The sequence below is a fragment of the Gillisia sp. JM1 genome (genome assembly GCF_000424645.1).
Classification (GTDB): Bacteria; Bacteroidota; Bacteroidia; order Flavobacteriales; family Flavobacteriaceae; genus Gillisia.
The window spans coordinates 2,265,918-2,285,569 of the sequence record NZ_KE384218.1 but is presented as its reverse complement, the minus strand read 5'-3'; the positions used below and the strand labels follow the sequence as shown (position 1 = coordinate 2,285,569).

Here is a 19,652-nt window from a genome sequence, read left to right as displayed (position 1 = left end):
GATTCCATACCTTGTGTGCTTGCCCCGAAGTTCTTATTTTAAGTGAATATAGTTATTTAAGTCTTTAAGTGTTAATTATCAGTATATTATGAATAAAAAATACGGTCAACTCATCAATACAATCCTTATCGTAATTGGGGGCGCAATAATAATTTATACTATTTCTGAAGAGGATAGAAACCAATATTTACAGGTCTTAGGTTTGGTCATCATTATGTTTGGATTGTACCGAGCTACAAATTTTTGGATTGAAACAAAGGATGATGAGGATGAAAACAATGAAGAAAAATCTTAATTATGAAGTTTGAAGTTAATGATAGAGTAGAGGTATTGGATGATGCTTTAAAAGGAAAAGTTATTAATATAGATGGGGAAACTATTTATGTTGAAACGTCTGAAGGCTTTTTAATGGAATTTTATGCTTCAGAATTAGTTAAGATTGAAGAGGAGCAGAGTAGAATGATAGCTTCAGAGAATATCTCTATTTCAGATATAATTAAGGAAAAGCAACCTACAAAACGGGCCAAAACTCTAAAAGTAAAACCTAAAGAGCGCAACGCTCCACCTATGGAAGTGGATCTGCATATCGAGAAATTGGTGAATTCCTATAGAGGAATGAGCAATTTCGATATCTTAAACAATCAGCTGGAAACAGCCAAACGACAGATTAATTTTGCTATTAGTAAGCGTATCCCAAAGATCGTATTTATACACGGAGTGGGAGAGGGAGTTCTAAAAGCTGAACTAGATTATCTATTAGGGCGATATGATAACCTTAAATTTTACGACGCGAATTTCCAGAAGTATGGCTTAGGCGCTACCGAAGTTTATATTTATCAGAATTCTTAAATTCTAATTGTCCTCTGTAGCCGGAGTTGGTGGTATAGTTATTTCAATATTCGTTGATATAAACTCCCCAAAATTGTAAGCCTCAAATGCAATTTCTTCTGCACTGCCATCCTGATTTTGAAGTTTCAATCTTTCTATAGTAATAATAGATCTATATTTCACCGATATTTCATTCGGTAATGTATTTATATCTCCAGTAAATTTATCTGAAATAAAAGGATTCAAATAATGTGCAAGATCCGCATCATTTGCATTTGCGGGATTATTTGGAAAGAGATCTCCTGCAGTAACTTCTTCTCTGGTTAATATTTCATCTCCATCGTCGTCATTATCTAAGTAATTTGGAATGCCATCGTCATCGGTATCTCTTAATCCATTAACTAAAGGGTCGTCGTTAGCAGTAGTTGTTTCTCTAGATGTAGCTACATTATCACCATCATCATCGATGTCTAAAACATTCATTATTCCATCTCCATCGGTATCTTCGGTTAATTCATCTACGTCATCAATTCCATCTCCATCACTATCCTCCTTATCAATATATTCCTCTTCAGTAGTAATTACAACTGTTCCACCTACACTTATAAATTCTTGAACTACTTTGGGATTGCTTGGGGGTAACGTATTACAAAAATAATCGTTGGTTACAGTTCCATCGTAAAGGCGATAATTTATTTTATTGTTATTATCAAGACTAAAGCTAATAGGATCTGTAGTTGTAGAAATAATATTTTTTAAGTTACTAACATCCGCATTATTAATAACTAGTGATATAGATTCAAAAACATCCTCTGTGTTTATTTTGAAGAAGACTTTCGGCTTGCCATCCTTAGCGCAACTTTTAATAGTGGTATCGCCAAAATCAAAGTTGTTTATTATAATATCACCGTCATCACAAGAAGTAAATCCAATGAATAAAAAGGCTATATAAAAGTACTTGCGCATAGTTTTCGTTTTCAACAAAAATAAAGCATTAGGATTTTATAGCAGAGCATCCCTAAAATAATTTTATTTCTTTTATTTTTGCACTCGATGAGAAAAGTATATTTAGATAGTGCCGCAACCACGCAAATGCGTGATGAAGTTATAGATAGAATGACGACCACAATGAAAGATTTTTACGGAAATCCTTCTTCTATACATAGTTACGGTAGGTCATCTAAATCTTTAATTGAGAACGCTAGAAAGACGATAGCTAATATATTAAATGTAACTGCTGCTGAAATAATCTTTACATCAGGGGGAACCGAAGCCGATAATCTGGCTTTAAATTCTGCCGTGCGAGATCTTGGTGTGAAAAGAATTATCACTTCTAAAATAGAACATCACGCAGTTTTGTATACTGTAGACCAGCTTAAGGAGAGCTATGAGATAGAGGTAGATTATGTAAACATAGATCCTACCGGTAATGTAGACCTTGTTCATTTAGAAGAATTACTAGCCAATACTGAAGTAAAAACTTTGGTGAGTTTAATGCATGTAAATAACGAAATAGGGAATTTACTGGATGTTCAAAAAGTAGGAACATTATGCAAAGACCATAAAGCCCTGTTCCACTGTGATGCTGTGCAATCTATAGGGCATTATAATATGGATCTCAAGGAAATCCCCATCGACTTTACAGCCGTGAGCGCTCATAAATTTCACGGTCCAAAAGGTGTTGGATTTGCATTTATTCGTAAAAACAGCGGACTTAAACCTTTAATATTTGGAGGAGAACAGGAACGTGGGCAGCGTGCCGGGACAGAGAGTGTGCATAATATTGTTGGCTTGGAAGAAGCTTTTAAACTGGCTTATGCGAATCTAGAAGAAGAGCAAGCCTATGTGAGTTCTTTAAAAACTTATTTTATAGAGCAATTAGAAGAAAATATTCCTGGAGTTAAATTCAATGGGAACTGCAAGGATTTTTCTAAAAGCACTTATACTTTAGTGAATATTTGCCTACCAATTCCACCTGAAAAAGCCTTGATGTTATTGTTTCAATTAGATCTTAAAGGAATTGCTTGCTCTAAAGGTTCTGCTTGCCAGAGTGGAAGCGACAAAGGTTCTCATGTATTAAGTGCTTTTCTTTCCGAAGAAGATATGAGAAAACCTTCTCTAAGGTTTTCATTCTCAAGATTCAACACTAAAGATGAATTGGATTATGTGATCTCTGTACTCAAAGAATTTATGGAAGGTTAAACCCTCATCGAGGGTTTATTATAACCAGCCTATTTCAATATTTAGAAAATATTTTTTACTCTATTTCCTAAAGAAAGTAGCTTCGTAAGTATTGCTGTTACCTACATTATCTATAACGATCAGCTTCAATTTGTTTTCGGTTTCAGTAAGTATAGCATCACTAAAATCATGTGTTAAAGTGTTATTCTTATACTCGTATTCCATCAAAATGAACTTTCCATTAACAGTTGCTCGATAACTTTTTATTCCTGTAAGATCGTCGGTTATTCTAACTTTTATATTTTCATTACTGGAGATCCATTGCCCATCTTTAAAGTTTACAGGAGATATGGAAGGTGGTTTGACATCTGAAGCCAAAGTATAATCTCCAAAAGTGCGGACACCGGTAGTGAATCTATTCTCTTTTTTATAGGTAGTAGAATAGCTGGGTCTTCCTCGATATCCTAATCTGGCAATAAACATCTTTTCCTTACTTTCTTCAGAATACTCGCTTACATCAAAACCAATAGTGATATTGCTGTGGATGGGAATATTGTCCTCGTGAAAATGAATGGTATCTCCAGTGAAAGAAATATCCAGAAAAGTATCTTCATACAAACTTCCTTTTGGGATATATACATCAATCCCGTTTTCTTCCACAGAAAATGCTTCATTTGCTTTTACCAGATAATCGGTCTCTTTGGTTTTCTTGGTTATCGTATTGGTGGGTTGCTGCCCTTTAATAGGCACTCGAATTACTCGCTCATTCCCGGCAAAATCAAGGATAGTAATATTATACAAATAGGTTAAACTATCTTGAATATTAATAGTCCCTTGATCCACGACATTCTTATAAACACTTAACGGATTGTTAGGTTGAACATATAATCTAGTAATCCTGCTTTTATTGTTACTGAAATATTCATAATCTATTAACTGATTAAGATGTCTGGTTTCAGAAAAGGAAAATCGATCGAAATTTAGCTGAAAAATGTTATCTCCATTCAGATTTGTGTCTATCTGATATATTCCATTGTTATTTGGAGCTCCGTCCAGTTTATCTGTAGTATTCACTCCAAAAGCAATTTCTCCACAAGCATTAATGCTTTCAGCTTTAAAAGAACCATCTTTTAGCGGGGTAAGTTTTACTCGCTGTCTCTCTCCAGAACCATTTACATGAGCATTCTCTCCTAAGGGATATACCCACAAGCTATTTACCGTTGGAGCTTGTGTATCTTTGATCTCAATTCCGAATAAGTTAGGATTCATTGGTCGTTGTTGCCCATCCCTTATTTCAAAATGCAAATGCGGACCACCGCTTCCACCAGTATTTCCACTCATAGCAACTAACTCACTGGCAGAAACTTTTAGTTCGTCTGCTTTTGGGAAAAGCTCAATTTCATAGGTTTCTTTCGCGTATTGCTGCTTTTTGATATAGGCTTCTATTGCTGGAGAAAATTTCTGAAGATGTCCATAAACAGTAGTATATCCGTTTGGATGTTGAATATAAAGAGCCTTACCGTAGCCGTAGTGCTGGATATTAATTCTGCTTACGTAGCCATCTCCTGCGGCCAATACTTGCAGTCCTTCACGTTGTTGTGTCTTTATATCCATCCCAGAGTGAAAGTGATTGGAACGCAATTCTCCAAAAGTACCAGAGAGCACTAAGTCTACAGCTAAGGGATTTTTAAAGAAATCTGCAGGTATTTTGGATTGAGCTTGAATAGTAGCATTAAAAAGTAATAATGTTAGGGCTAGGGTCTTCTTCATAGTCATATAAAACAGCATTTTTATGGGGGGATAAATATAATTAAACTTTTAGAGATAATTAAAGCTTTGGTTTAATGTAACTTAGATTAAATTTCCCCTATTTTGAAAATAGCTATAAAAGTATTGGGAAATTTCAAGCGGTATGTTAACTTTGTGAATATTAGTAGCGCGTTAAGCTTTTATGAGTGATCTAACCGAAATAGTTGATAGTCTTGAAAATAGAATTAGCAAGTTGCTTCATAAGTATGAAGCTACAAAGCAGTCACAACATTCAATTCAGGAAGAATTAGCAATTTTGAAAGTTGAAAATGAACGTTTATCTGAAGAAGTGAAAAATTCAGAAAAACGAATTCATACACTAAAAGCCGCCAACGCGATGCTAGGCAGTAACGATTATAAGAAAGAGACCAAGCTCAAAATAAACGGTTTAATAAGGGAAATTGATCAATGTATTGTTCAACTTTCAGAATAAAAAGAATTAATGTCCGACAAGCTTAAAATTAAATTATCTATTGCAGATCGCGTGTATCCTCTCACCATTCAGGCTGAACAGGAAGAAGGCTTACGTATAGCTGCAAAGAAGATAGAAGCGATGATTAAGCAATTTGAGCAAAGTTATGCCGTAAGGGATAAGCAAGATGTTTTGGCTATGTGTGCCTTACAGTTTGCGGCCCAGACCGAGCAAAAATCTATAGATAATTCTAGCGAAGTGAAACTGATGGAAGAAAAATTGAGGTCACTCAATAATCTTCTTCAGGAACAATTAGCTACCTAGTTCTTTTAAATAGCATTAAGGTTTACTGCCTGTATTAGTGATATATATTTGATAAACTCAACACGAATTCTTTAAAAAGGGTGAGTTTAAGTTGTAAAAGCGAGCCGTCTTAGAGCGGATACTTGATCAGCTTGTTAACCCTATACTTATTTTACGGAGTTTATACAAAATTTGATCTAGTACAGGCTTTTTTATACAATTAAATTAAATATATGGAATCAATAATTATTATGATAGTTGTGGGGATAGTTGGTTTAGCAATTGGATTTGCAGTAGCTAAGTATCTAGAGAAAAATAACGCTTCAAAAATCACTAAAGGTGCTAAAAAGTCTGCAGCCGCCATTTTAAGAGAAGCAAAAGCTGATGCCGAGAACATTAAAAAAGATAAAATTCTTCAAGCTAAAGAGAAGTTTATAGAATTAAAGTCTGAGCATGAAAAAGTGATCCTTTCCCGAGATAAAAAGATCCAAGAATCTGAAAAAAGAACTCGTGATAAGGAGTCTCAAGTATCTAGTGAACTTGCTAAAAACAAAAATCTAAATAAAGAGATAGAAGACAAGATCAAAGACTACGATCACAGAAACGACTATTTAGAGAAGAAGAAAGAGGATATAGATAAATTGCACCACAGTCAAATCCAGCAATTGGAAGTGATATCTGGATTATCTGCTGAAGATGCGAAGTCTCAGCTTACAGAAACTTTGAGAGATACAGCAAAGGCAGATGCAATGGCGCTTATTCAAGAAACTATTGAAGAGGCTAAACTAACCGCACAGCAAGAAGCTAAGAAGATTATTATAAATACCATTCAAAGAATTGGTACTGAAGAAGCTATTGAGAATTGTGTTTCTGTATTCAATTTGGAGAGCGATGATGTTAAAGGTCGAATTATTGGTAGAGAAGGTAGAAACATTAGAGCGATAGAAGCAGCTACCGGAGTAGAGATCATTGTAGATGATACTCCTGAAGCAATTATTCTTTCTTGTTTTGATAGTGTACGAAGAGAGGTTGCAAGATTGTCACTTCATAAATTGGTTACAGATGGTAGAATACACCCTGCCAGAATTGAAGAAGTGGTTAAGAAAACCAGAAAGCAGATAGACGAAGAAATTATAGACATAGGAAAACGTACTGTTATTGATCTTGGTATCCATGGATTACATCCTGAATTGATCAAAGTAGTAGGTAGAATGAAATATCGTTCTTCTTATGGTCAGAATTTATTACATCACTCAAGAGAAGTAGCTAAGCTATGTGGAGTGATGGCAGCAGAACTTGGTTTGAATCCTAAATTGGCAAAACGTGCAGGACTTTTACATGATATAGGAAAAGTACCAGATACCGAAACAGAAGTACCACATGCGGTGCTTGGAATGCAATGGGCAGAGAAATATGGAGAAAAGCCAGAGGTATGTAATGCAATTGGTGCTCACCATGATGAAATAGAGATGACTTCTTTATTATCTCCTATTATTCAGGTATGTGATGCGATAAGCGGAGCAAGACCTGGAGCAAGAAGACAAGTATTGGATTCTTATATCCAAAGACTTAAAGATCTTGAGGAGATCGCATTTGGATTTGGCGGTGTTAAGAAAGCTTACGCTATCCAGGCAGGTAGAGAGTTGAGAGTTATTGTGGAGAGTGAAAGAGTAACAGATGATAAGGCTGCAAATTTATCTTTTGAGATCTCTCAAAAGATCCAAACAGATATGACGTATCCTGGACAGGTTAAAGTTACTGTGATTAGAGAAACCAGAGCAGTAAATATTGCGAAGTAAATTTAGTGTCAAATAATAAAAAAATCCCGCAATTTGCGGGATTTTTTGGTTTATACAAATTATGTAACTGCGTTTCCGTAATATTAAAAATTTTCCTAACCGTCATTCTGAACTTGTTTCAGAATCTAATAATACTATAAATGAGCAAAATAAATGAGACCCTGAAATATCCCGACCATTCGGGACGGGTGACGCAATATTATTGTTCGTCGTAAATATCACTATAGCTATTTCCTTTAGTTACAAAGAATTCTCCAGTAACATATCTAAAGTGTTCATCCAAAGAAGCGATTTGTTTAAGATCTTCTTCATCTAAATTCACTCCCGTACTTTCCATATTCTCTATTATTCTCCCTTCATTAGTGGACTTCGGGATTACGGCAGTTCCACGTAAAGTGTTCCAATTAATTAAAACTTGAGCAAGGGAAGCTCCATGTTTATTCGCGATTTTTTGGATGACCTTATTTTCTAAAAGAGAAGGCTCATCTGCTGCTTTCATAGCGTCCACTCTGTCTCCACTTCCTAATGGAGAATAAGCGGTTAAGTGAATACCATTTTTACTACAAAATTCTATAAGGGAGTTTTGTTGTAGGTAGGGATGCAATTCTACTTGATTTACTTCCGGTCCATCCTCGGTTTTAGATAAGAGATCCTTTAATTTGGTTGCGCTAAAATTAGAAACTCCCACATGTCTTGTAAGACCTTCTTTTTTGGCCTCCAGCATCTTGTTCCATGTTTCTATGATAGGTGCCTCCTCGAGCGATAAAAAGTCCTCATCCTTTTCCGGGTTAGCCACATCTGGTTTAAAGGCAACTGGCCAGTGTATAAGATATAGATCCAAGTAGTCTAATTGAAGATCTTTTAAGGTTTGCTTAAGTGCAGGAATTACATCTTCAGACTTATGGGCGTTATTCCAAAGTTTCGAGGTGATCCAAAGATCTTCCCGCTTTATGATTCCTTCTTTCAGGACTTCAGAAAGTGCTTCCCCAATTTCAGCTTCATTCCCGTAAACAGCTGCACAATCTATATGTCTGTAACCATTTTTTATAGCAATTTTTACCGCCTTTCCTACTTCTCCTTTATCAGATTTCCAAGTGCCTAGTCCAATGGAAGGCATTTTATTTCCGTTTTTAAAATTTAAATACTTCATTTTTCTTAATTTTTATTCAATTTACTCAGGAAGAAGCTCAATAAAAAATTAATAAGAAGGTTTAGCAAAACATTAATAATTGCTTCTGGGATGAAAACTATGTATCACTTGTTTTAAATGGCTTTTATCCACGTGCATATAAATTTCTGTAGTTGTAATGCTTTCGTGTCCCAGCATAAGCTGTATGGCTCTTAAATCGGCTCCATTTTCCAATAAATGGGTAGCAAAGGAATGTCTAAAGGTGTGCGGACTTATTTTCTTCTGAATTCCAGCTTGTTTTGCAAGATTCCGAACGATGGTAAAGATCATCGCTCTGGTAAGAGAATTGCCCCTTCTATTTAAAAATATGATATCTGAAGCTTTTGGTTGGATAGTATTATTATTTCTGGAATTTTGAAGATATTCTGTAATATAATTCTCTGTGATGGAACTCACTGGAACAAAGCGTTGCTTGTCTCCCTTACCGGTAACTTTTATAAATCCTTCTTTAAAGAATAGATCTGAAATTTTAAGATCTAATAATTCAGATACCCGAAGACCACATCCGTATAAAGTTTCTATAATCGCTCTGTTTCGTTCTCCTTGAGGATTACCTAGATCGATATGCTCTATCATTTTATCAATTTCAGCAATTGAAAGTACATCTGGGAGTTTCCTTCCAATCTTTGGAGATTCAATAATTTCCATGGGATTATGTTCTCTATATCCTTCAAAGATCAAATAATCAAAAAAACTTTTTAAGCCAGAAATAACTCTGGATTGTGATCTGGGATTTAAAGATTTAGCTATTTCAAAAATAAATTGCTGGAGTATTTCCGCAGAGATCTTTATAGGAGAGATCGAGATCTTATTAGTCTCCAGATGGTTAATAAGCTTATGAATGTCTAAAGAATAGTTAGCCACAGAATTATCTGATAGCCCCCGTTCTATTAGCATATAATTCTTATAATCTAGTAAAGCTTGTGCCCAAGTCATATTTCTGATTATTAACAAAAGCGGATTTTACAATTGGCAATACTTTAAGTTTGAATAACACTTCCTTAACAAATGTAGGACTAATTTTGCTCGTGAACTTAAAATATAAACAAATGAAAAAGTCAATTTTATTAATAGGAATAGCTTTGTTAAGTATGGGTGGTTTAAGCGCTCAGGAATATGTAATGTTTGGGGTTAAAGGAGGCATTAACTCCAGTACCTTTAGTGGAGATGGATTTGGAGATTTTGATAATCCCAATTCCAGAACATCTTTTAATTTAGGTCTTTTGGCAGAGATCCCTGTTTCAGACAAATTTTCTGTACAACCAGAGGTCCTTTATTCTGGACAAGGATATGACATTGCCAGTAGAAATGACGCCAATGATATAGAATATCAGTTAGATTATATCAATGTGCCGATATTAGCTAAGTATTATTTAATAGAGGGACTTTCTATAGAAGCAGGGCCTCAGATAGGATTTTTAGTGAATAGTGAAATAGATACTAATCCAAGTGAAGATAGTGGAGATATTCCCTTAGATGAAGATCAGTTTAATAAAGTGGATATTAGTTTAGGACTTGGAGCTTCCTATAAATTTAGAGGTGGATTTTTTGTGAATGCACGTTATAATTATGGTCTTTCTGATGTTTACGATGATTCCTTTTTCAGTAACAGTGATGTAAAACATTCTGTATTGCAGGGAGGGATAGGATTTATGTTCTAGAAAATAAATTTAAAATATTTTAAATGCGGAAGATTCTCTTCCGCATTTTTTTTGCTCTCATTTTATTAGGTACAAAATTGATATTTATGGTACTTTTATTTTTTAAAAATAAGGATATGCCAAGAATCGCTTTATTGATTTTTATAATTTTAACTTCAACCTCAATTTTAAATGCACAAAATAGAAGGTCTAAAGACACCAAAGTTGGATTTATTGGGGGCTATGTGTATGCCGAAGTAAATGGGAAAAAAGAGAATGCAAATTGGAACGATTACGGCTCAGGAGGATATGCTGGTGCATTTGTAGATATTTATATTAACGAAAAATTCCATTTACAACCTGCTGTAAATTTTGCACACGTAAATGACTTTAATATTATTTATTTACCACTTATGCTTAAATATCAAATTGGGCAGAAAGGTTTTAATGTACAGGCAGGAACTCAAGTAACTTATTTATTGGGGGGTGAGGATGAAATTGGGACTAAAGATCAATTTGGTTGGGAGCTAGGGGCAGGATTGGGTATGGATATTACCAAATCTATATTTATTCAAGGAAGATATACCTATGAGGTGAGTAGAAGAAAAGTAGATGATTTTTTAGGATTGCCCTCTCAAGATTTTAAATTCAATAATATAATGATCGGTATTGGTTATAGGTTAAGTCCTGTAGACAGACTATAATAGAATAATCAAGAACCTCAGGGCAAGCCCACGAGGTATGAATTAGAAAATACTTTCAAAAATTCGAGGCAAGCCCGCCTGAATGTTTCGGGCAAGCCTCGGGGAATTAAACCCTCAATGAGGGATTAAATAGCCTCACTTTATCACTAAGTTAATCCTATGAAATTAATTATAATAAACGGTCCTAATCTAAATCTTTTGGGAACTCGAGAACCAGATACTTACGGAAATCAAAATTTCGAAGATTATTTCTCCAAACTTCAATTTCAATTTAGAGATGCCGAGTTGTCTCATTTCCAGAGTAACATAGAAGGAGAGTTAATTGATGAGCTCCAAAAAGCAGATAAAGAATTTGATGGTATCATATTGAATGCTGCAGCTTACACTCATACTTCTATAGGAATAGGAGATGCGGTTAAAGCTATCTCTACTCCAGTGGTAGAAGTCCATATTTCCAATACGTTCTCCAGAGAAAAGTTCCGCCATAAATCTTATATTTCTCCTAATGCTAAAGGGGTCATCCTCGGTTTTGGATTACAAAGCTACGATCTGGCGATCTCAAGTTTTATAAAAGGATAAGGCACATGTACAAAACCTATTTAAATTGGAGTAGTGGAAAGGATGCAGCCTTGGCATTATACAAGCTTCAAAAGACCAAGAAATATCAGGTAGAAAAACTCGTCACTACTGTTAATTCTGAAGTAGATAGAGTTTCAATGCATGGCCTAAGAACCGAGTTACTAGTCAAACAGGCAGAAAGTATTGGTGTGCCCTTGAAACTAATAGAGCTAAAAGGTACTGTTTCAATGGACACGTATAATACTATTATGAATGAAGCTGTTATGAACTTGAAATCCGAGGATTATACCCATAGTGTTTTCGGAGATATTTTTTTAGAAGATCTCAAAAAGTATCGTGAGGAGCAGTTGGATAAAATTGGAATTGAGGCTGTTTTCCCTCTTTGGAAAAATGATACAAAGGAGTTAATCACCGAATTTATTAATCTTGGATTTAAAGCGATTACGCTTTGTGTAAATGCGAAAGTATTAGATAAGTCTTTTTGCGGGAGAGAAATAGATCTGGAATTTATAAATAGCTTACCGGCAAATGTGGATCCTTGTGGAGAGAATGGTGAATTTCATACTTTTGTTTATGACGGCCCTAACTTTAAAGAGCCTATAAAATTTGAAGTTGGAGAGATTGTTGAAAAAAAATATTCGCCTTCTAAAACTGATGACGACTGCTTTAAAGACAACACCCGATCTTGGGATACCGCTTTCTGGTATTGTGATCTCCTCCCGAAATAATAACAATAAAAAAAGCTCCGAGATTTCTCGGAGCTTTTTTTATTGTATTACATTCTTAGTCGGTAAAGTACAGCTAATACTGAATTATCCTGCAAGTACAAGAATGTTTAAGAATCTTGAGCCTACGCCCTTGATTTTAAAAATTTCAAAATTCAGTAAATTTCCTAATTTTGAAAGCTTAATAATTTACAAACCACTGATTATAAATAATTAGAAATTTGATCTATTGTCTTATGTCTAGAAGCAGAGCGGTCTTACATCTATAAGTGGATCACCTCATCATAAGCTGCAGCAACAGCTTCCATCACCGCCTCACTCATCGTTGGGTGTGGGTGAATTGTTTTTAAAACTTCATGTCCTGTAGTTTCTAACTTTCTTCCAAGCACCGCTTCTGCGATCATATCTGTTACCCCAGCACCAATCATATGGCAACCTAACCATTCGCCATATTTAGCATCAAAAATAACTTTTACGAAACCATCCGGAGTTCCAGCAGCTTTTGCTTTTCCAGATGCAGAGAAAGGAAATTTACCAATTTTAAGTTCGTAACCAGCCTCTTTAGCTTGCTTTTCTGTCATTCCAACCGATGCAATTTCTGGAGAGGCGTAAGTACATCCAGGGATGTTTCCGTAGTCTATTGCTTCAACATGAACTCCTGCAATCTTTTCTACACAAGTAATACCTTCCGCAGAAGCTACGTGAGCTAAGGCAGGACCATCTGTCACATCTCCAATTGCATAAATGCCGGCAACGTTGGTTTGGTACCATTCATTAACAACAATCTTATCTTTATCTGTTTTTATACCAAGTTCTTCTAAACCGATGTTTTCTATATTGGTTTTTATACCAACTGCAGAAAGTACGATCTCTGCTTCAAGAGTTTCTTCCCCTTTTTTGGTCTTAACTTTAGCTTTTATTAATTTTCCTGAAGTGTCTACACTCTCTACAGAAGAATTAGTCATTACTTTAATTCCGGCTTTTTTCACACTTCTTTCAAACTGCTTGGAAACTTCTTCGTCCTCCAAAGGAACAAGATTTGGTAGAAATTCTACTATGGTAACATCTGTTCCCATGGCATTGTAAAAATGGGCAAACTCCACTCCAATTGCTCCAGAACCAACAACGATCATAGATTTTGGTTGTGTCTTTAAAGTCATTGCTTCACGGTACCCAATTACCTTTTTACCATCTTGTTTAAGATTTGGCAATTCTCTAGATCTTGCTCCGGTTGCAACAATTATATGATCTGCTTCAACATCTTTTGTCTTATTATCCTTATCTGTAACCTGAACTTTCTTGCCGCCTTTAAGTTTACCAAAACCTTCAATAACGTCTATCTTGTTCTTTTTCATTAAGAACTGAACTCCCTTGCTCATTCCATCTGCTACATCTCTACTTCGCTTTACAACAGCTCCAAAATCTTTATCTGGTTTTTGAAGAGTAAGACCATAGTCTTCGGCATGTTTTAAATAATCGAATACCTGAGCACTTTTAAGTAAGGCTTTGGTTGGGATACAACCCCAATTAAGACATACACCACCAAGTTTTTCCTTTTCGATGATTGCGGTTTTAAAACCAAGTTGTGAAGCGCGAATTGCGGTTACGTAACCTCCCGGACCACTTCCTAGAACAATGATATCGTATTTACTCATATTTCGAAATTTTTATGACATTTTTAGAAGTTGCGAATTTAAGGAATATAAGCCTAAACTGAAAGAATTAGAATTAGTGATATTTCTAGAATGATCATTAAATTAAAAATGGCTCTCCCTTTTGGGAAGAGCCATTGAAAAAATAATTTATTTTGATCTAGTTATTGTTTGATCACATCTGCTTCTCTAATATTCAACTCCTTCATTACAGTATTCATATTAGTGCGATCTAATTGTTGTCTATTCTCAGCAAAAGCTGCTGGTAGAACAATAACTCTAAATTTTTGATTCAACCTGAATTCTGCATCTAAAGCAGCGAAATCTAAAAGTGTTCCATTAGAATTAACTCCATCTAAAAAGATAAAAACATCTTCGAACGTAAAGTCGAAATTATACTGAATAGTTTTATCTCCTTGAAAATAGGTTTGCGGTAATGCTCTAAATATTTCAATAGGATTTCCGTCAGCGTCGTCTTGTCCATCGCCAACTTTTACATAAACTAATACAGCATCCGATTCGAATACTTCTAGGTTTATATCATCAAAAAATAAGGATAGAGTATAAGAGTTATCTGCAGTGAAATCTCCAGTTACATCTATTGCAGTTCCAATAAATCCACCTACTCCAGTAGGCCCTTCTGGTCCCTGAGGTCCGGGAGGTCCTTGTACACTATCTGAGGTACAAGATGCTAGTGCGAAAAAAGCACATATTATAAGAGTGGATATTTTTTTCATAATTTAATTTTAAGTTTTAAGAATTTTTATTGAAAGCTATACTTGCCGAATTTACACAAAATCTTTGACCCGTAGAGGTTGGGCCATCATCAAATACATGACCTAAATGGCTGCCACAATTGGCACAAAGAATCTCAGTTCTCATCATTCCAAAAGTTTTGTCCTGTACATATTCTACGGTTCCTTCTATTGCATCATCAAAGCTTGGCCAGCCACATCCGCTTTCAAATTTGCTATTGCTTTCAAAGAGTTTTGATTTACAAGCTGCACATTGGTATTCTCCATTATCAAAATGAAGATTGTATTTCCCGGAATTTGGAGCTTCAGTACCTTTCTGCCTTAGAACCTTAAATTGTTCTTCAGAAAGTTCTTGTTTCCATTCCTCTTCGGTCTTCTCTACATTATATTTTTTCATATCTAATAACTTATTTAGTATCTGGAATAAACTTCATGGCATCTCCATTTATACAATGTCTTTTTCCAGTTGTTTCACGAGGTCCATCATTAAATAAATGGCCTAAATGCCCACCACAGGTACCACAATGAATTTCATCTCTGGTATATCCTAATTTTGAATCGGATCCCATTTCTATACCGCCTTCAATTGCTCTATCAAAACTTGGCCATCCTGTTCCGCTCATAAATTTGTGTTCTGTTTTATAGAGGTCAGTTTCACAGGCAGCACAAACAAAAGTTCCTGGTTCCTTAACATTGTTCAGTTCGCTAGAAAAAGGTCTTTCTGTTCCAGCCTCTATAAGAATATGATATTCTGCGGGGGTTAAAATCGCTTTCCACTCCGCATCTGTTTTTGAGACTTCATATTTAGAAGCTACTTCCTTAGAATTTGTTTCAGTATCACTTTTTTGAGCGCTGCTATTACAACTAACAGCAACAACCGCTAAAAATGCAAAAAATAAATTTTTCATGTTTTTTATTTTAAAACTACAAAGATTATACCGTGATGAATGTTGTTATTTTGTTAATTACTTCAAAATCTCCTAAGATCTTTCTGTGTCCAAGACCTTCGGTTATAAATAACTGGCTGTCATGTAGATTTTTGGAAATTTCGTAAGCAGAACTCACATGTACATCTACATCATCTTCATCGTGTATAACCAAGGTAGGAGTTTTAACTGCTTCCGCAGAAAATGCTCCGGAGTAATTATCCATATCTTCTCCAAACTTTGAATCAAAATAGGATTTCATCTTTTTAGCAACCTTATCATTTAGTTGCATATTTTGTGCAAAGTCCTTTGTAATATGGGTTACGCTATTGGCTGTTCCAATAACCACCAGTTTGTTCAAGGCAAGACCATCTTTTACTGCCTTTAGTATAGACATACCTCCTAAAGAATGTCCTATAGCCGCGTGAAATGGACCAAACATTTTTTCCAAATGATGGATAGATTCAATGAAAAATGGCATCATACTAATTTTACCGGGTGCTTTTCCATGACCTGGCGCATCAAAACTGATTACTTCAAAACCCTTTTCCACAAGTTTCTTTGCAATAAGTGCCATTTGAGTCCCGGTACCACTCCAACCATGAATTAGCAATACTTTATGATTAGCCTTGCCATAGTGATAAACTACAATTTCTCTATTTATCGAAGGGACATGAATAGATTCTTGAATAGAATTAGTGTCCATCTCTTTTTCTCTCTCCGGAATTTTATATTTAAACGGAGTTAAAAAGAGTCTTGCTGCAAATCTGCTTGCAATAAATGGTGAGATTGCAGTTAAAATTTTGCCTGTTCTAAGTATATATTTAGGAGCAAGTAAGACTTGAACTGGTTTCTTTTTATCAGTCATTTGAATCATAAAATGATTTAGAAGCGCCAAGTTAGATAAAATTTCAAGAGAATAGGATTAAGAAGTATAGTAAAGAAATTATAATATTGGTATCATTTTTGAAAAACGTTAATTGTTAAAGCAAGCATAAACCTTCATTACTGAGGGGCGTTGTTTTGTATTTTTATCAACCTAAAACCAAAAATCATGAGAATTAGAAATTTATTTATAGCAGTTTTTGCTGTGTTTGTTATGCTTGGTTGTAAAACCAATCCCTTTACTGGAGAGAAAAATTTGAATTTTGTGTCTAACGATCAAATATTTCCTGCAGCATTTGCTCAGTACGATCAGTTTTTATCTGAAAATAAAGTGGTAACGGGTACTACTGAAGCGAGAATGGTGAAAAATGTGGGACAGAAAATAGTTACAGCTTCTGAAAGATATCTGAATGCGAATGGATACCAAGGATATTTAAAAGATTTCGCTTGGGAGTTTAATTTAGTAGATGATGAAGCGGTGAATGCTTGGGCTATGCCAGGAGGAAAGGTAGTAGCTTACACTGGTATTTTGCCAGTTGCTAGAGATGAAACCGGATTAGCTGTAGTTATGGCTCATGAGGTTGCCCACGCTTTGGCCGATCATGGTGCACAACGTATGAGTGCTGCACAACTACAACAATTAGGAGCTGTTGCAGGTTCTGTTGCTTTAAGTGGTAAAAGTGACCAGACTCAACAGATCTTTGCTCAAGCTTACGGATTAGGTTCCCAATTAGGAGTAATGCTTCCTTTTAGCAGAAGTCATGAAACTGAAGCAGATAGAATTGGATTAACTTTAATGGCTATTGCGGGATATGACCCTGCTGAAGCGGCAGATCTTTGGAGAAGAATGGCAGAACAAAGCGGGGGACAAGCACCACCAGAATTCTTAAGTACTCACCCTTCTTCTCAAACTAGAATTAATAATCTTACCCAATGGGCTCCGGCAGCTAAAGCTGAAGCAGCTAAATATGGTGTGACTTCCTTCAAATAAAGGGTTCATTATAAATTTTTTAAAGCCGTTCTTATAGAGCGGCTTTTTTTGTTATTTTTAAAAAATGAAATATCCCCCTAAAGGAAGCAAGAAATTATTAAATGCATGGGCTTTTTATGATTGGGCCAACTCAGTTTACAGTTTGGTGATCGCTTCAGCAATCTTCCCGATTTTTTATGGTGCTATTACAATTGTAAAAGATAGCGATGGTAAAATTATAGATGATACCATAAATTTTATGGGGTTTAATTTTAATAACGACTCTTTAGTTAGTTATGTTACCGCCTTAGCATTCCTGGTAGTTTCTATTTTCAGTCCTTTTTTGTCTGGGATCTCAGATTATGTTGGGAATAAGAAATCGTTTTTAAAATTCTTTTGCTATTTGGGAGCCATTTCTTGCATCGGCCTTTTTTGGTTTAGTCTAGATTTTCTGTGGTTCGGTTTGTTATGCTATTTCTTTGCACTTATAGGCTTCTGGTCTAGTTTAGTTTTTTATAATTCTTATTTACCAGATATTGCTTTTCCAGAGCAACAAGATAAAATTAGTGCGAAAGGTTTTTCTTTAGGATATATTGGAAGTGTAATTCTACTTATCATTTGTTTGATCATGATCATGAAATATAAATGGTTTGGGTTTGAAAGTGAAGATTTACCAACAAGATTGTCTTTTGTTTTAACAGGAATTTGGTGGATTGGATTTAGCCAATACACATACAAGTATTTACCAAAAGGGAATAAGAAGGAAAAGCTTACTAGGAATGTTCTTTTTAATGGATTTAAAGAAATAAGGAAAATTTGGTTTGCCCTTAAGGATCAGGTGATGCTTAGTAGATATTTAATGGCTTTTTTTACATACAGCATGGCCGTGCAAACCATTATGCTTATTGCTACCTATTTTGGAATAGAGGAATTGGACTGGGGAGAGCAAGATGCTACAACAGGTTTAATTGTAAGTATTTTACTGATTCAGTTAGTTGCAGTTTTAGGTGCAACTTTAACTTCTAGAATAGCCTTGAAAATAGGAAATATTAGAACTCTTATATATTTGAATATTTTCTGGATTCTAATATGCATCTATGCTTATTACATAATAACCCCACAAGAGTTTTATGTAGCTGCGGCAGCAGTAGGTTTAGTAATGGGTGGGATTCAGGCTTTATCTCGTTCTACTTATTCTAAAATGATTCCTGAGAACACTTTGGATACGGCAAGTTACTTTAGTTTTTATGATGTTTCTGAAAAGATTGGAATTGTTATCGGGATGTCTATGTATGGGATAGTTGCTCAATTAACAGGAAGTGTCCGGAATGCTATTTTATTTTTGGTGATATTTTTTATTGCTGGAGTGCTGCTGCTGCTAAGGGTTCCTCAGAAAAGCTAAAAATCTGTTTGAGAATAGATTATAATAATCTAGCACCTGCGGGCGGGTAAGCCCTTGACCTTTGAAAGGCAAAAATAATTTTGAGTCCTTTCTGAACGTTTTATTTATGAAAAAATGACAATTTTAATCGTCAGTTCAATAAATTGACAAGGTTTAAGTTAACTAATATTGATTCAAGGTCTTCGATTTTGTCCAGAACTCTTTTGGGCTTTCTAGATTTAGCATAAGTACTGTCCATAAGACAATCGCTTTTTGGTAAAAACTCATTTTTATTAGAAGTAGGATATTTATATTAGATAGGTAAAAACTCCAAAGTACCGTACAAATCAAAATGCATTTTATCTTACAAAAATTATAGAACGATAAAGTTCCGTTCAGGGAACGGAACTTTTCTAAAGATTGTTAATGTAGCGATTTTATAACCTATTAGGCTTGTTATTTATGGCGAGTCCAGCCAGAGTGCACACTAAAGCAATGTGAATCATAATATTGATCCATTTTCCTGAGGGTATGTGTACCAAAACCAACGCCATAATCATGACAAATGCCAAAAATGCGTACGCATAGAAAAGTTGTTTTCCGAGCAGCACTAAAATACCTGCCACAAGCTCCGATAGGGCTAGAATGGCGCCTAGCACATATGTACCCGTATCTCCCAAAAAGGCGAGACCACTTCCTTTGAGCATATCAGCCATAGCCTGAAGACCGACACCGCCCAAAAATCCTTCGATAAACTTTTCTAATCCGCCCCAAACGAACAATAAGCCAATACCTATCCTGATAATCAAATTTCCTGTAGTGGTATTCATTTTATAAATGTTTTTAGATTTATTGTAAGATATCCAAAATTATTTAACCTTTAACTATAGATTGTTCCTGTTTTATTGTAATTT

General features: G+C 35.2%; 22 protein-coding genes and 1 other RNA gene. 13 read left to right on the top strand and 10 right to left on the bottom strand.

Annotation, left to right across the window (positions count from 1 at the left end; genetic code table 11):
• The first annotated feature begins 88 nt into the window (after nucleotides 1-88).
• Nucleotides 89-295: a hypothetical protein gene (locus tag H033_RS0113690; RefSeq protein ID WP_026838824.1), complete on the top strand. Its 207-nt coding sequence runs from the start codon at nucleotides 89-91 to the stop codon at nucleotides 293-295.
• 2 nt (nucleotides 296-297) lie between these two features.
• The gene (locus H033_RS0113685; protein ID WP_026838823.1) at nucleotides 298-849 is read left to right on the top strand and encodes a Smr/MutS family protein; all 552 of its coding nucleotides are present in this window, start codon (nucleotides 298-300) and stop codon (nucleotides 847-849) included.
• A 3-nt stretch (nucleotides 850-852) separates the two neighbouring features.
• Here the strand turns inward: H033_RS0113685 and H033_RS0113680 are convergent, their stop codons facing one another.
• Complete coding sequence (locus H033_RS0113680; protein ID WP_026838822.1) at nucleotides 853-1,794, bottom strand: hypothetical protein; 942 nt, start codon at nucleotides 1,792-1,794, stop codon at nucleotides 853-855.
• 87 nt (nucleotides 1,795-1,881) lie between these two features.
• Between H033_RS0113680 and H033_RS0113675 the strand changes: the two genes are divergently transcribed.
• Complete coding sequence (locus tag H033_RS0113675; RefSeq protein ID WP_026838821.1) at nucleotides 1,882-3,030, top strand: cysteine desulfurase family protein; 1,149 nt, start codon at nucleotides 1,882-1,884, stop codon at nucleotides 3,028-3,030.
• A gap of 60 nt (nucleotides 3,031-3,090) precedes the next feature.
• Here the strand turns inward: H033_RS0113675 and H033_RS0113670 are convergent, their stop codons facing one another.
• Nucleotides 3,091-4,785 carry a M23 family metallopeptidase gene (locus tag H033_RS0113670; protein WP_081661854.1) on the bottom strand — a complete coding sequence of 565 codons (1,695 nt, stop codon included), beginning with the start codon at nucleotides 4,783-4,785 and terminating at the stop codon, nucleotides 3,091-3,093.
• A 175-nt stretch (nucleotides 4,786-4,960) separates the two neighbouring features.
• Here H033_RS0113670 and H033_RS0113665 point away from each other — a divergent pair, with 175 nt between their 5' ends.
• The 4 genes from H033_RS0113665 to rny all read left to right on the top strand — a co-directional run bounded on the left by H033_RS0113665 (nucleotide 4,961) and on the right by rny (nucleotide 7,332).
• Nucleotides 4,961-5,251, top strand: coding sequence for a hypothetical protein (locus H033_RS0113665; protein WP_026838819.1), 291 nt, complete (start codon nucleotides 4,961-4,963; stop codon nucleotides 5,249-5,251).
• Between the two features lie 9 nt (nucleotides 5,252-5,260).
• Complete coding sequence (locus H033_RS0113660) at nucleotides 5,261-5,554, top strand: cell division protein ZapA (RefSeq protein WP_026838818.1); 294 nt, start codon at nucleotides 5,261-5,263, stop codon at nucleotides 5,552-5,554.
• A 55-nt stretch (nucleotides 5,555-5,609) separates the two neighbouring features.
• A non-coding RNA gene (ssrS, locus tag H033_RS21395) (6S RNA) lies at nucleotides 5,610-5,716 on the top strand.
• A gap of 50 nt (nucleotides 5,717-5,766) precedes the next feature.
• The gene (rny, locus tag H033_RS0113655) at nucleotides 5,767-7,332 is read left to right on the top strand and encodes a ribonuclease Y (RefSeq protein ID WP_026838817.1); all 1,566 of its coding nucleotides are present in this window, start codon (nucleotides 5,767-5,769) and stop codon (nucleotides 7,330-7,332) included.
• A 199-nt stretch (nucleotides 7,333-7,531) separates the two neighbouring features.
• On the opposite strand, the gene H033_RS0113650 is transcribed toward rny, so the two are convergent.
• On the bottom strand, nucleotides 7,532-8,482 hold the full coding sequence (locus H033_RS0113650; RefSeq protein ID WP_026838816.1) for an aldo/keto reductase: 951 nt from the start codon (nucleotides 8,480-8,482) through the stop codon (nucleotides 7,532-7,534).
• Between the two features lie 72 nt (nucleotides 8,483-8,554).
• The gene (xerD, locus tag H033_RS0113645; protein ID WP_026838815.1) at nucleotides 8,555-9,457 is read right to left on the bottom strand and encodes a site-specific tyrosine recombinase XerD; all 903 of its coding nucleotides are present in this window, start codon (nucleotides 9,455-9,457) and stop codon (nucleotides 8,555-8,557) included.
• Nucleotides 9,458-9,570: 113 nt separating this feature from the next.
• On the opposite strand from xerD, the gene H033_RS0113640 reads away from it, so the two are divergent.
• The 4 genes from H033_RS0113640 to H033_RS0113625 all read left to right on the top strand — a co-directional run bounded on the left by H033_RS0113640 (nucleotide 9,571) and on the right by H033_RS0113625 (nucleotide 12,172).
• Complete coding sequence (locus H033_RS0113640) at nucleotides 9,571-10,182, top strand: porin family protein (RefSeq protein ID WP_026838814.1); 612 nt, start codon at nucleotides 9,571-9,573, stop codon at nucleotides 10,180-10,182.
• Between the two features lie 86 nt (nucleotides 10,183-10,268).
• Nucleotides 10,269-10,865 (top strand): outer membrane beta-barrel protein, encoded by a 597-nt coding sequence (locus H033_RS0113635; protein ID WP_026838813.1) that lies wholly within the window; start codon nucleotides 10,269-10,271, stop codon nucleotides 10,863-10,865.
• A 159-nt stretch (nucleotides 10,866-11,024) separates the two neighbouring features.
• Entirely contained in the window at nucleotides 11,025-11,444 is a 420-nt protein-coding gene (gene aroQ, locus H033_RS0113630) for a type II 3-dehydroquinate dehydratase (protein ID WP_026838812.1), read from the top strand.
• A gap of 5 nt (nucleotides 11,445-11,449) precedes the next feature.
• Nucleotides 11,450-12,172, top strand: a complete 723-nt coding sequence (locus H033_RS0113625; protein ID WP_026838811.1) for a diphthine--ammonia ligase — start codon at nucleotides 11,450-11,452, stop codon at nucleotides 12,170-12,172.
• A gap of 260 nt (nucleotides 12,173-12,432) precedes the next feature.
• On the opposite strand, the gene lpdA is transcribed toward H033_RS0113625, so the two are convergent.
• The 5 genes from lpdA to H033_RS0113600 all read right to left on the bottom strand — a co-directional run bounded on the left by lpdA (nucleotide 12,433) and on the right by H033_RS0113600 (nucleotide 16,370).
• Nucleotides 12,433-13,824, bottom strand: coding sequence for a dihydrolipoyl dehydrogenase (gene lpdA / locus H033_RS0113620; protein WP_026838810.1), 1,392 nt, complete (start codon nucleotides 13,822-13,824; stop codon nucleotides 12,433-12,435).
• Nucleotides 13,825-13,985: 161 nt separating this feature from the next.
• Nucleotides 13,986-14,558 carry a hypothetical protein gene (locus tag H033_RS0113615; protein ID WP_026838809.1) on the bottom strand — a complete coding sequence of 191 codons (573 nt, stop codon included), beginning with the start codon at nucleotides 14,556-14,558 and terminating at the stop codon, nucleotides 13,986-13,988.
• A gap of 16 nt (nucleotides 14,559-14,574) precedes the next feature.
• Nucleotides 14,575-14,973: a peptide-methionine (R)-S-oxide reductase MsrB gene (gene msrB, locus H033_RS0113610; RefSeq protein ID WP_026838808.1), complete on the bottom strand. Its 399-nt coding sequence runs from the start codon at nucleotides 14,971-14,973 to the stop codon at nucleotides 14,575-14,577.
• 10 nt (nucleotides 14,974-14,983) lie between these two features.
• Nucleotides 14,984-15,484 (bottom strand): peptide-methionine (R)-S-oxide reductase MsrB, encoded by a 501-nt coding sequence (gene msrB / locus H033_RS0113605; RefSeq protein WP_026838807.1) that lies wholly within the window; start codon nucleotides 15,482-15,484, stop codon nucleotides 14,984-14,986.
• 25 nt (nucleotides 15,485-15,509) lie between these two features.
• Complete coding sequence (locus tag H033_RS0113600) at nucleotides 15,510-16,370, bottom strand: alpha/beta hydrolase (RefSeq protein ID WP_026838806.1); 861 nt, start codon at nucleotides 16,368-16,370, stop codon at nucleotides 15,510-15,512.
• A gap of 186 nt (nucleotides 16,371-16,556) precedes the next feature.
• On the opposite strand from H033_RS0113600, the gene H033_RS0113595 reads away from it, so the two are divergent.
• A complete protein-coding gene (locus H033_RS0113595) occupies nucleotides 16,557-17,378 on the top strand; it encodes a M48 family metallopeptidase (protein WP_026838805.1) in 822 nt (273 codons plus the stop codon).
• 64 nt (nucleotides 17,379-17,442) lie between these two features.
• Complete coding sequence (locus H033_RS0113590) at nucleotides 17,443-18,759, top strand: MFS transporter (RefSeq protein ID WP_026838804.1); 1,317 nt, start codon at nucleotides 17,443-17,445, stop codon at nucleotides 18,757-18,759.
• 416 nt (nucleotides 18,760-19,175) lie between these two features.
• Here the strand turns inward: H033_RS0113590 and H033_RS0113585 are convergent, their stop codons facing one another.
• Nucleotides 19,176-19,568 (bottom strand): DoxX family protein, encoded by a 393-nt coding sequence (locus H033_RS0113585; RefSeq protein WP_026838803.1) that lies wholly within the window; start codon nucleotides 19,566-19,568, stop codon nucleotides 19,176-19,178.
• Nucleotides 19,569-19,652 lie beyond the last annotated feature (84 nt).

What these genes read in the sequence shown, in the direction of transcription:
- H033_RS0113650 (WP_026838816.1), bottom strand. Translation starts at nt 8,482, where the DNA reads ATGAAGTATTTAAATTTTAAAAACGGAAATAAAATGCCTTCCATTGGA.
- H033_RS0113665 (WP_026838819.1), top strand. Translation starts at nt 4,961, where the DNA reads ATGAGTGATCTAACCGAAATAGTTGATAGTCTTGAAAATAGAATTAGC.
- H033_RS0113590 (WP_026838804.1), top strand. Translation starts at nt 17,443, where the DNA reads ATGAAATATCCCCCTAAAGGAAGCAAGAAATTATTAAATGCATGGGCT.
- aroQ (WP_026838812.1), top strand. Translation starts at nt 11,025, where the DNA reads ATGAAATTAATTATAATAAACGGTCCTAATCTAAATCTTTTGGGAACT.
- H033_RS0113585 (WP_026838803.1), bottom strand. Translation starts at nt 19,568, where the DNA reads ATGAATACCACTACAGGAAATTTGATTATCAGGATAGGTATTGGCTTA.
- H033_RS0113595 (WP_026838805.1), top strand. Translation starts at nt 16,557, where the DNA reads ATGAGAATTAGAAATTTATTTATAGCAGTTTTTGCTGTGTTTGTTATG.
- H033_RS0113615 (WP_026838809.1), bottom strand. Translation starts at nt 14,558, where the DNA reads ATGAAAAAAATATCCACTCTTATAATATGTGCTTTTTTCGCACTAGCA.
- H033_RS0113680 (WP_026838822.1), bottom strand. Translation starts at nt 1,794, where the DNA reads ATGCGCAAGTACTTTTATATAGCCTTTTTATTCATTGGATTTACTTCT.
- H033_RS0113640 (WP_026838814.1), top strand. Translation starts at nt 9,571, where the DNA reads ATGAAAAAGTCAATTTTATTAATAGGAATAGCTTTGTTAAGTATGGGT.
- H033_RS0113600 (WP_026838806.1), bottom strand. Translation starts at nt 16,370, where the DNA reads ATGACTGATAAAAAGAAACCAGTTCAAGTCTTACTTGCTCCTAAATAT.
- msrB (WP_026838808.1), bottom strand. Translation starts at nt 14,973, where the DNA reads ATGAAAAAATATAATGTAGAGAAGACCGAAGAGGAATGGAAACAAGAA.
- H033_RS0113685 (WP_026838823.1), top strand. Translation starts at nt 298, where the DNA reads ATGAAGTTTGAAGTTAATGATAGAGTAGAGGTATTGGATGATGCTTTA.
- H033_RS0113670 (WP_081661854.1), bottom strand. Translation starts at nt 4,785, where the DNA reads ATGACTATGAAGAAGACCCTAGCCCTAACATTATTACTTTTTAATGCT.
- msrB (WP_026838807.1), bottom strand. Translation starts at nt 15,484, where the DNA reads ATGAAAAATTTATTTTTTGCATTTTTAGCGGTTGTTGCTGTTAGTTGT.
- H033_RS0113660 (WP_026838818.1), top strand. Translation starts at nt 5,261, where the DNA reads ATGTCCGACAAGCTTAAAATTAAATTATCTATTGCAGATCGCGTGTAT.
- H033_RS0113675 (WP_026838821.1), top strand. Translation starts at nt 1,882, where the DNA reads ATGAGAAAAGTATATTTAGATAGTGCCGCAACCACGCAAATGCGTGAT.
- H033_RS0113690 (WP_026838824.1), top strand. Translation starts at nt 89, where the DNA reads ATGAATAAAAAATACGGTCAACTCATCAATACAATCCTTATCGTAATT.
- lpdA (WP_026838810.1), bottom strand. Translation starts at nt 13,824, where the DNA reads ATGAGTAAATACGATATCATTGTTCTAGGAAGTGGTCCGGGAGGTTAC.
- rny (WP_026838817.1), top strand. Translation starts at nt 5,767, where the DNA reads ATGGAATCAATAATTATTATGATAGTTGTGGGGATAGTTGGTTTAGCA.
- H033_RS0113635 (WP_026838813.1), top strand. Translation starts at nt 10,269, where the DNA reads ATGGTACTTTTATTTTTTAAAAATAAGGATATGCCAAGAATCGCTTTA.
- xerD (WP_026838815.1), bottom strand. Translation starts at nt 9,457, where the DNA reads ATGACTTGGGCACAAGCTTTACTAGATTATAAGAATTATATGCTAATA.
- H033_RS0113625 (WP_026838811.1), top strand. Translation starts at nt 11,450, where the DNA reads ATGTACAAAACCTATTTAAATTGGAGTAGTGGAAAGGATGCAGCCTTG.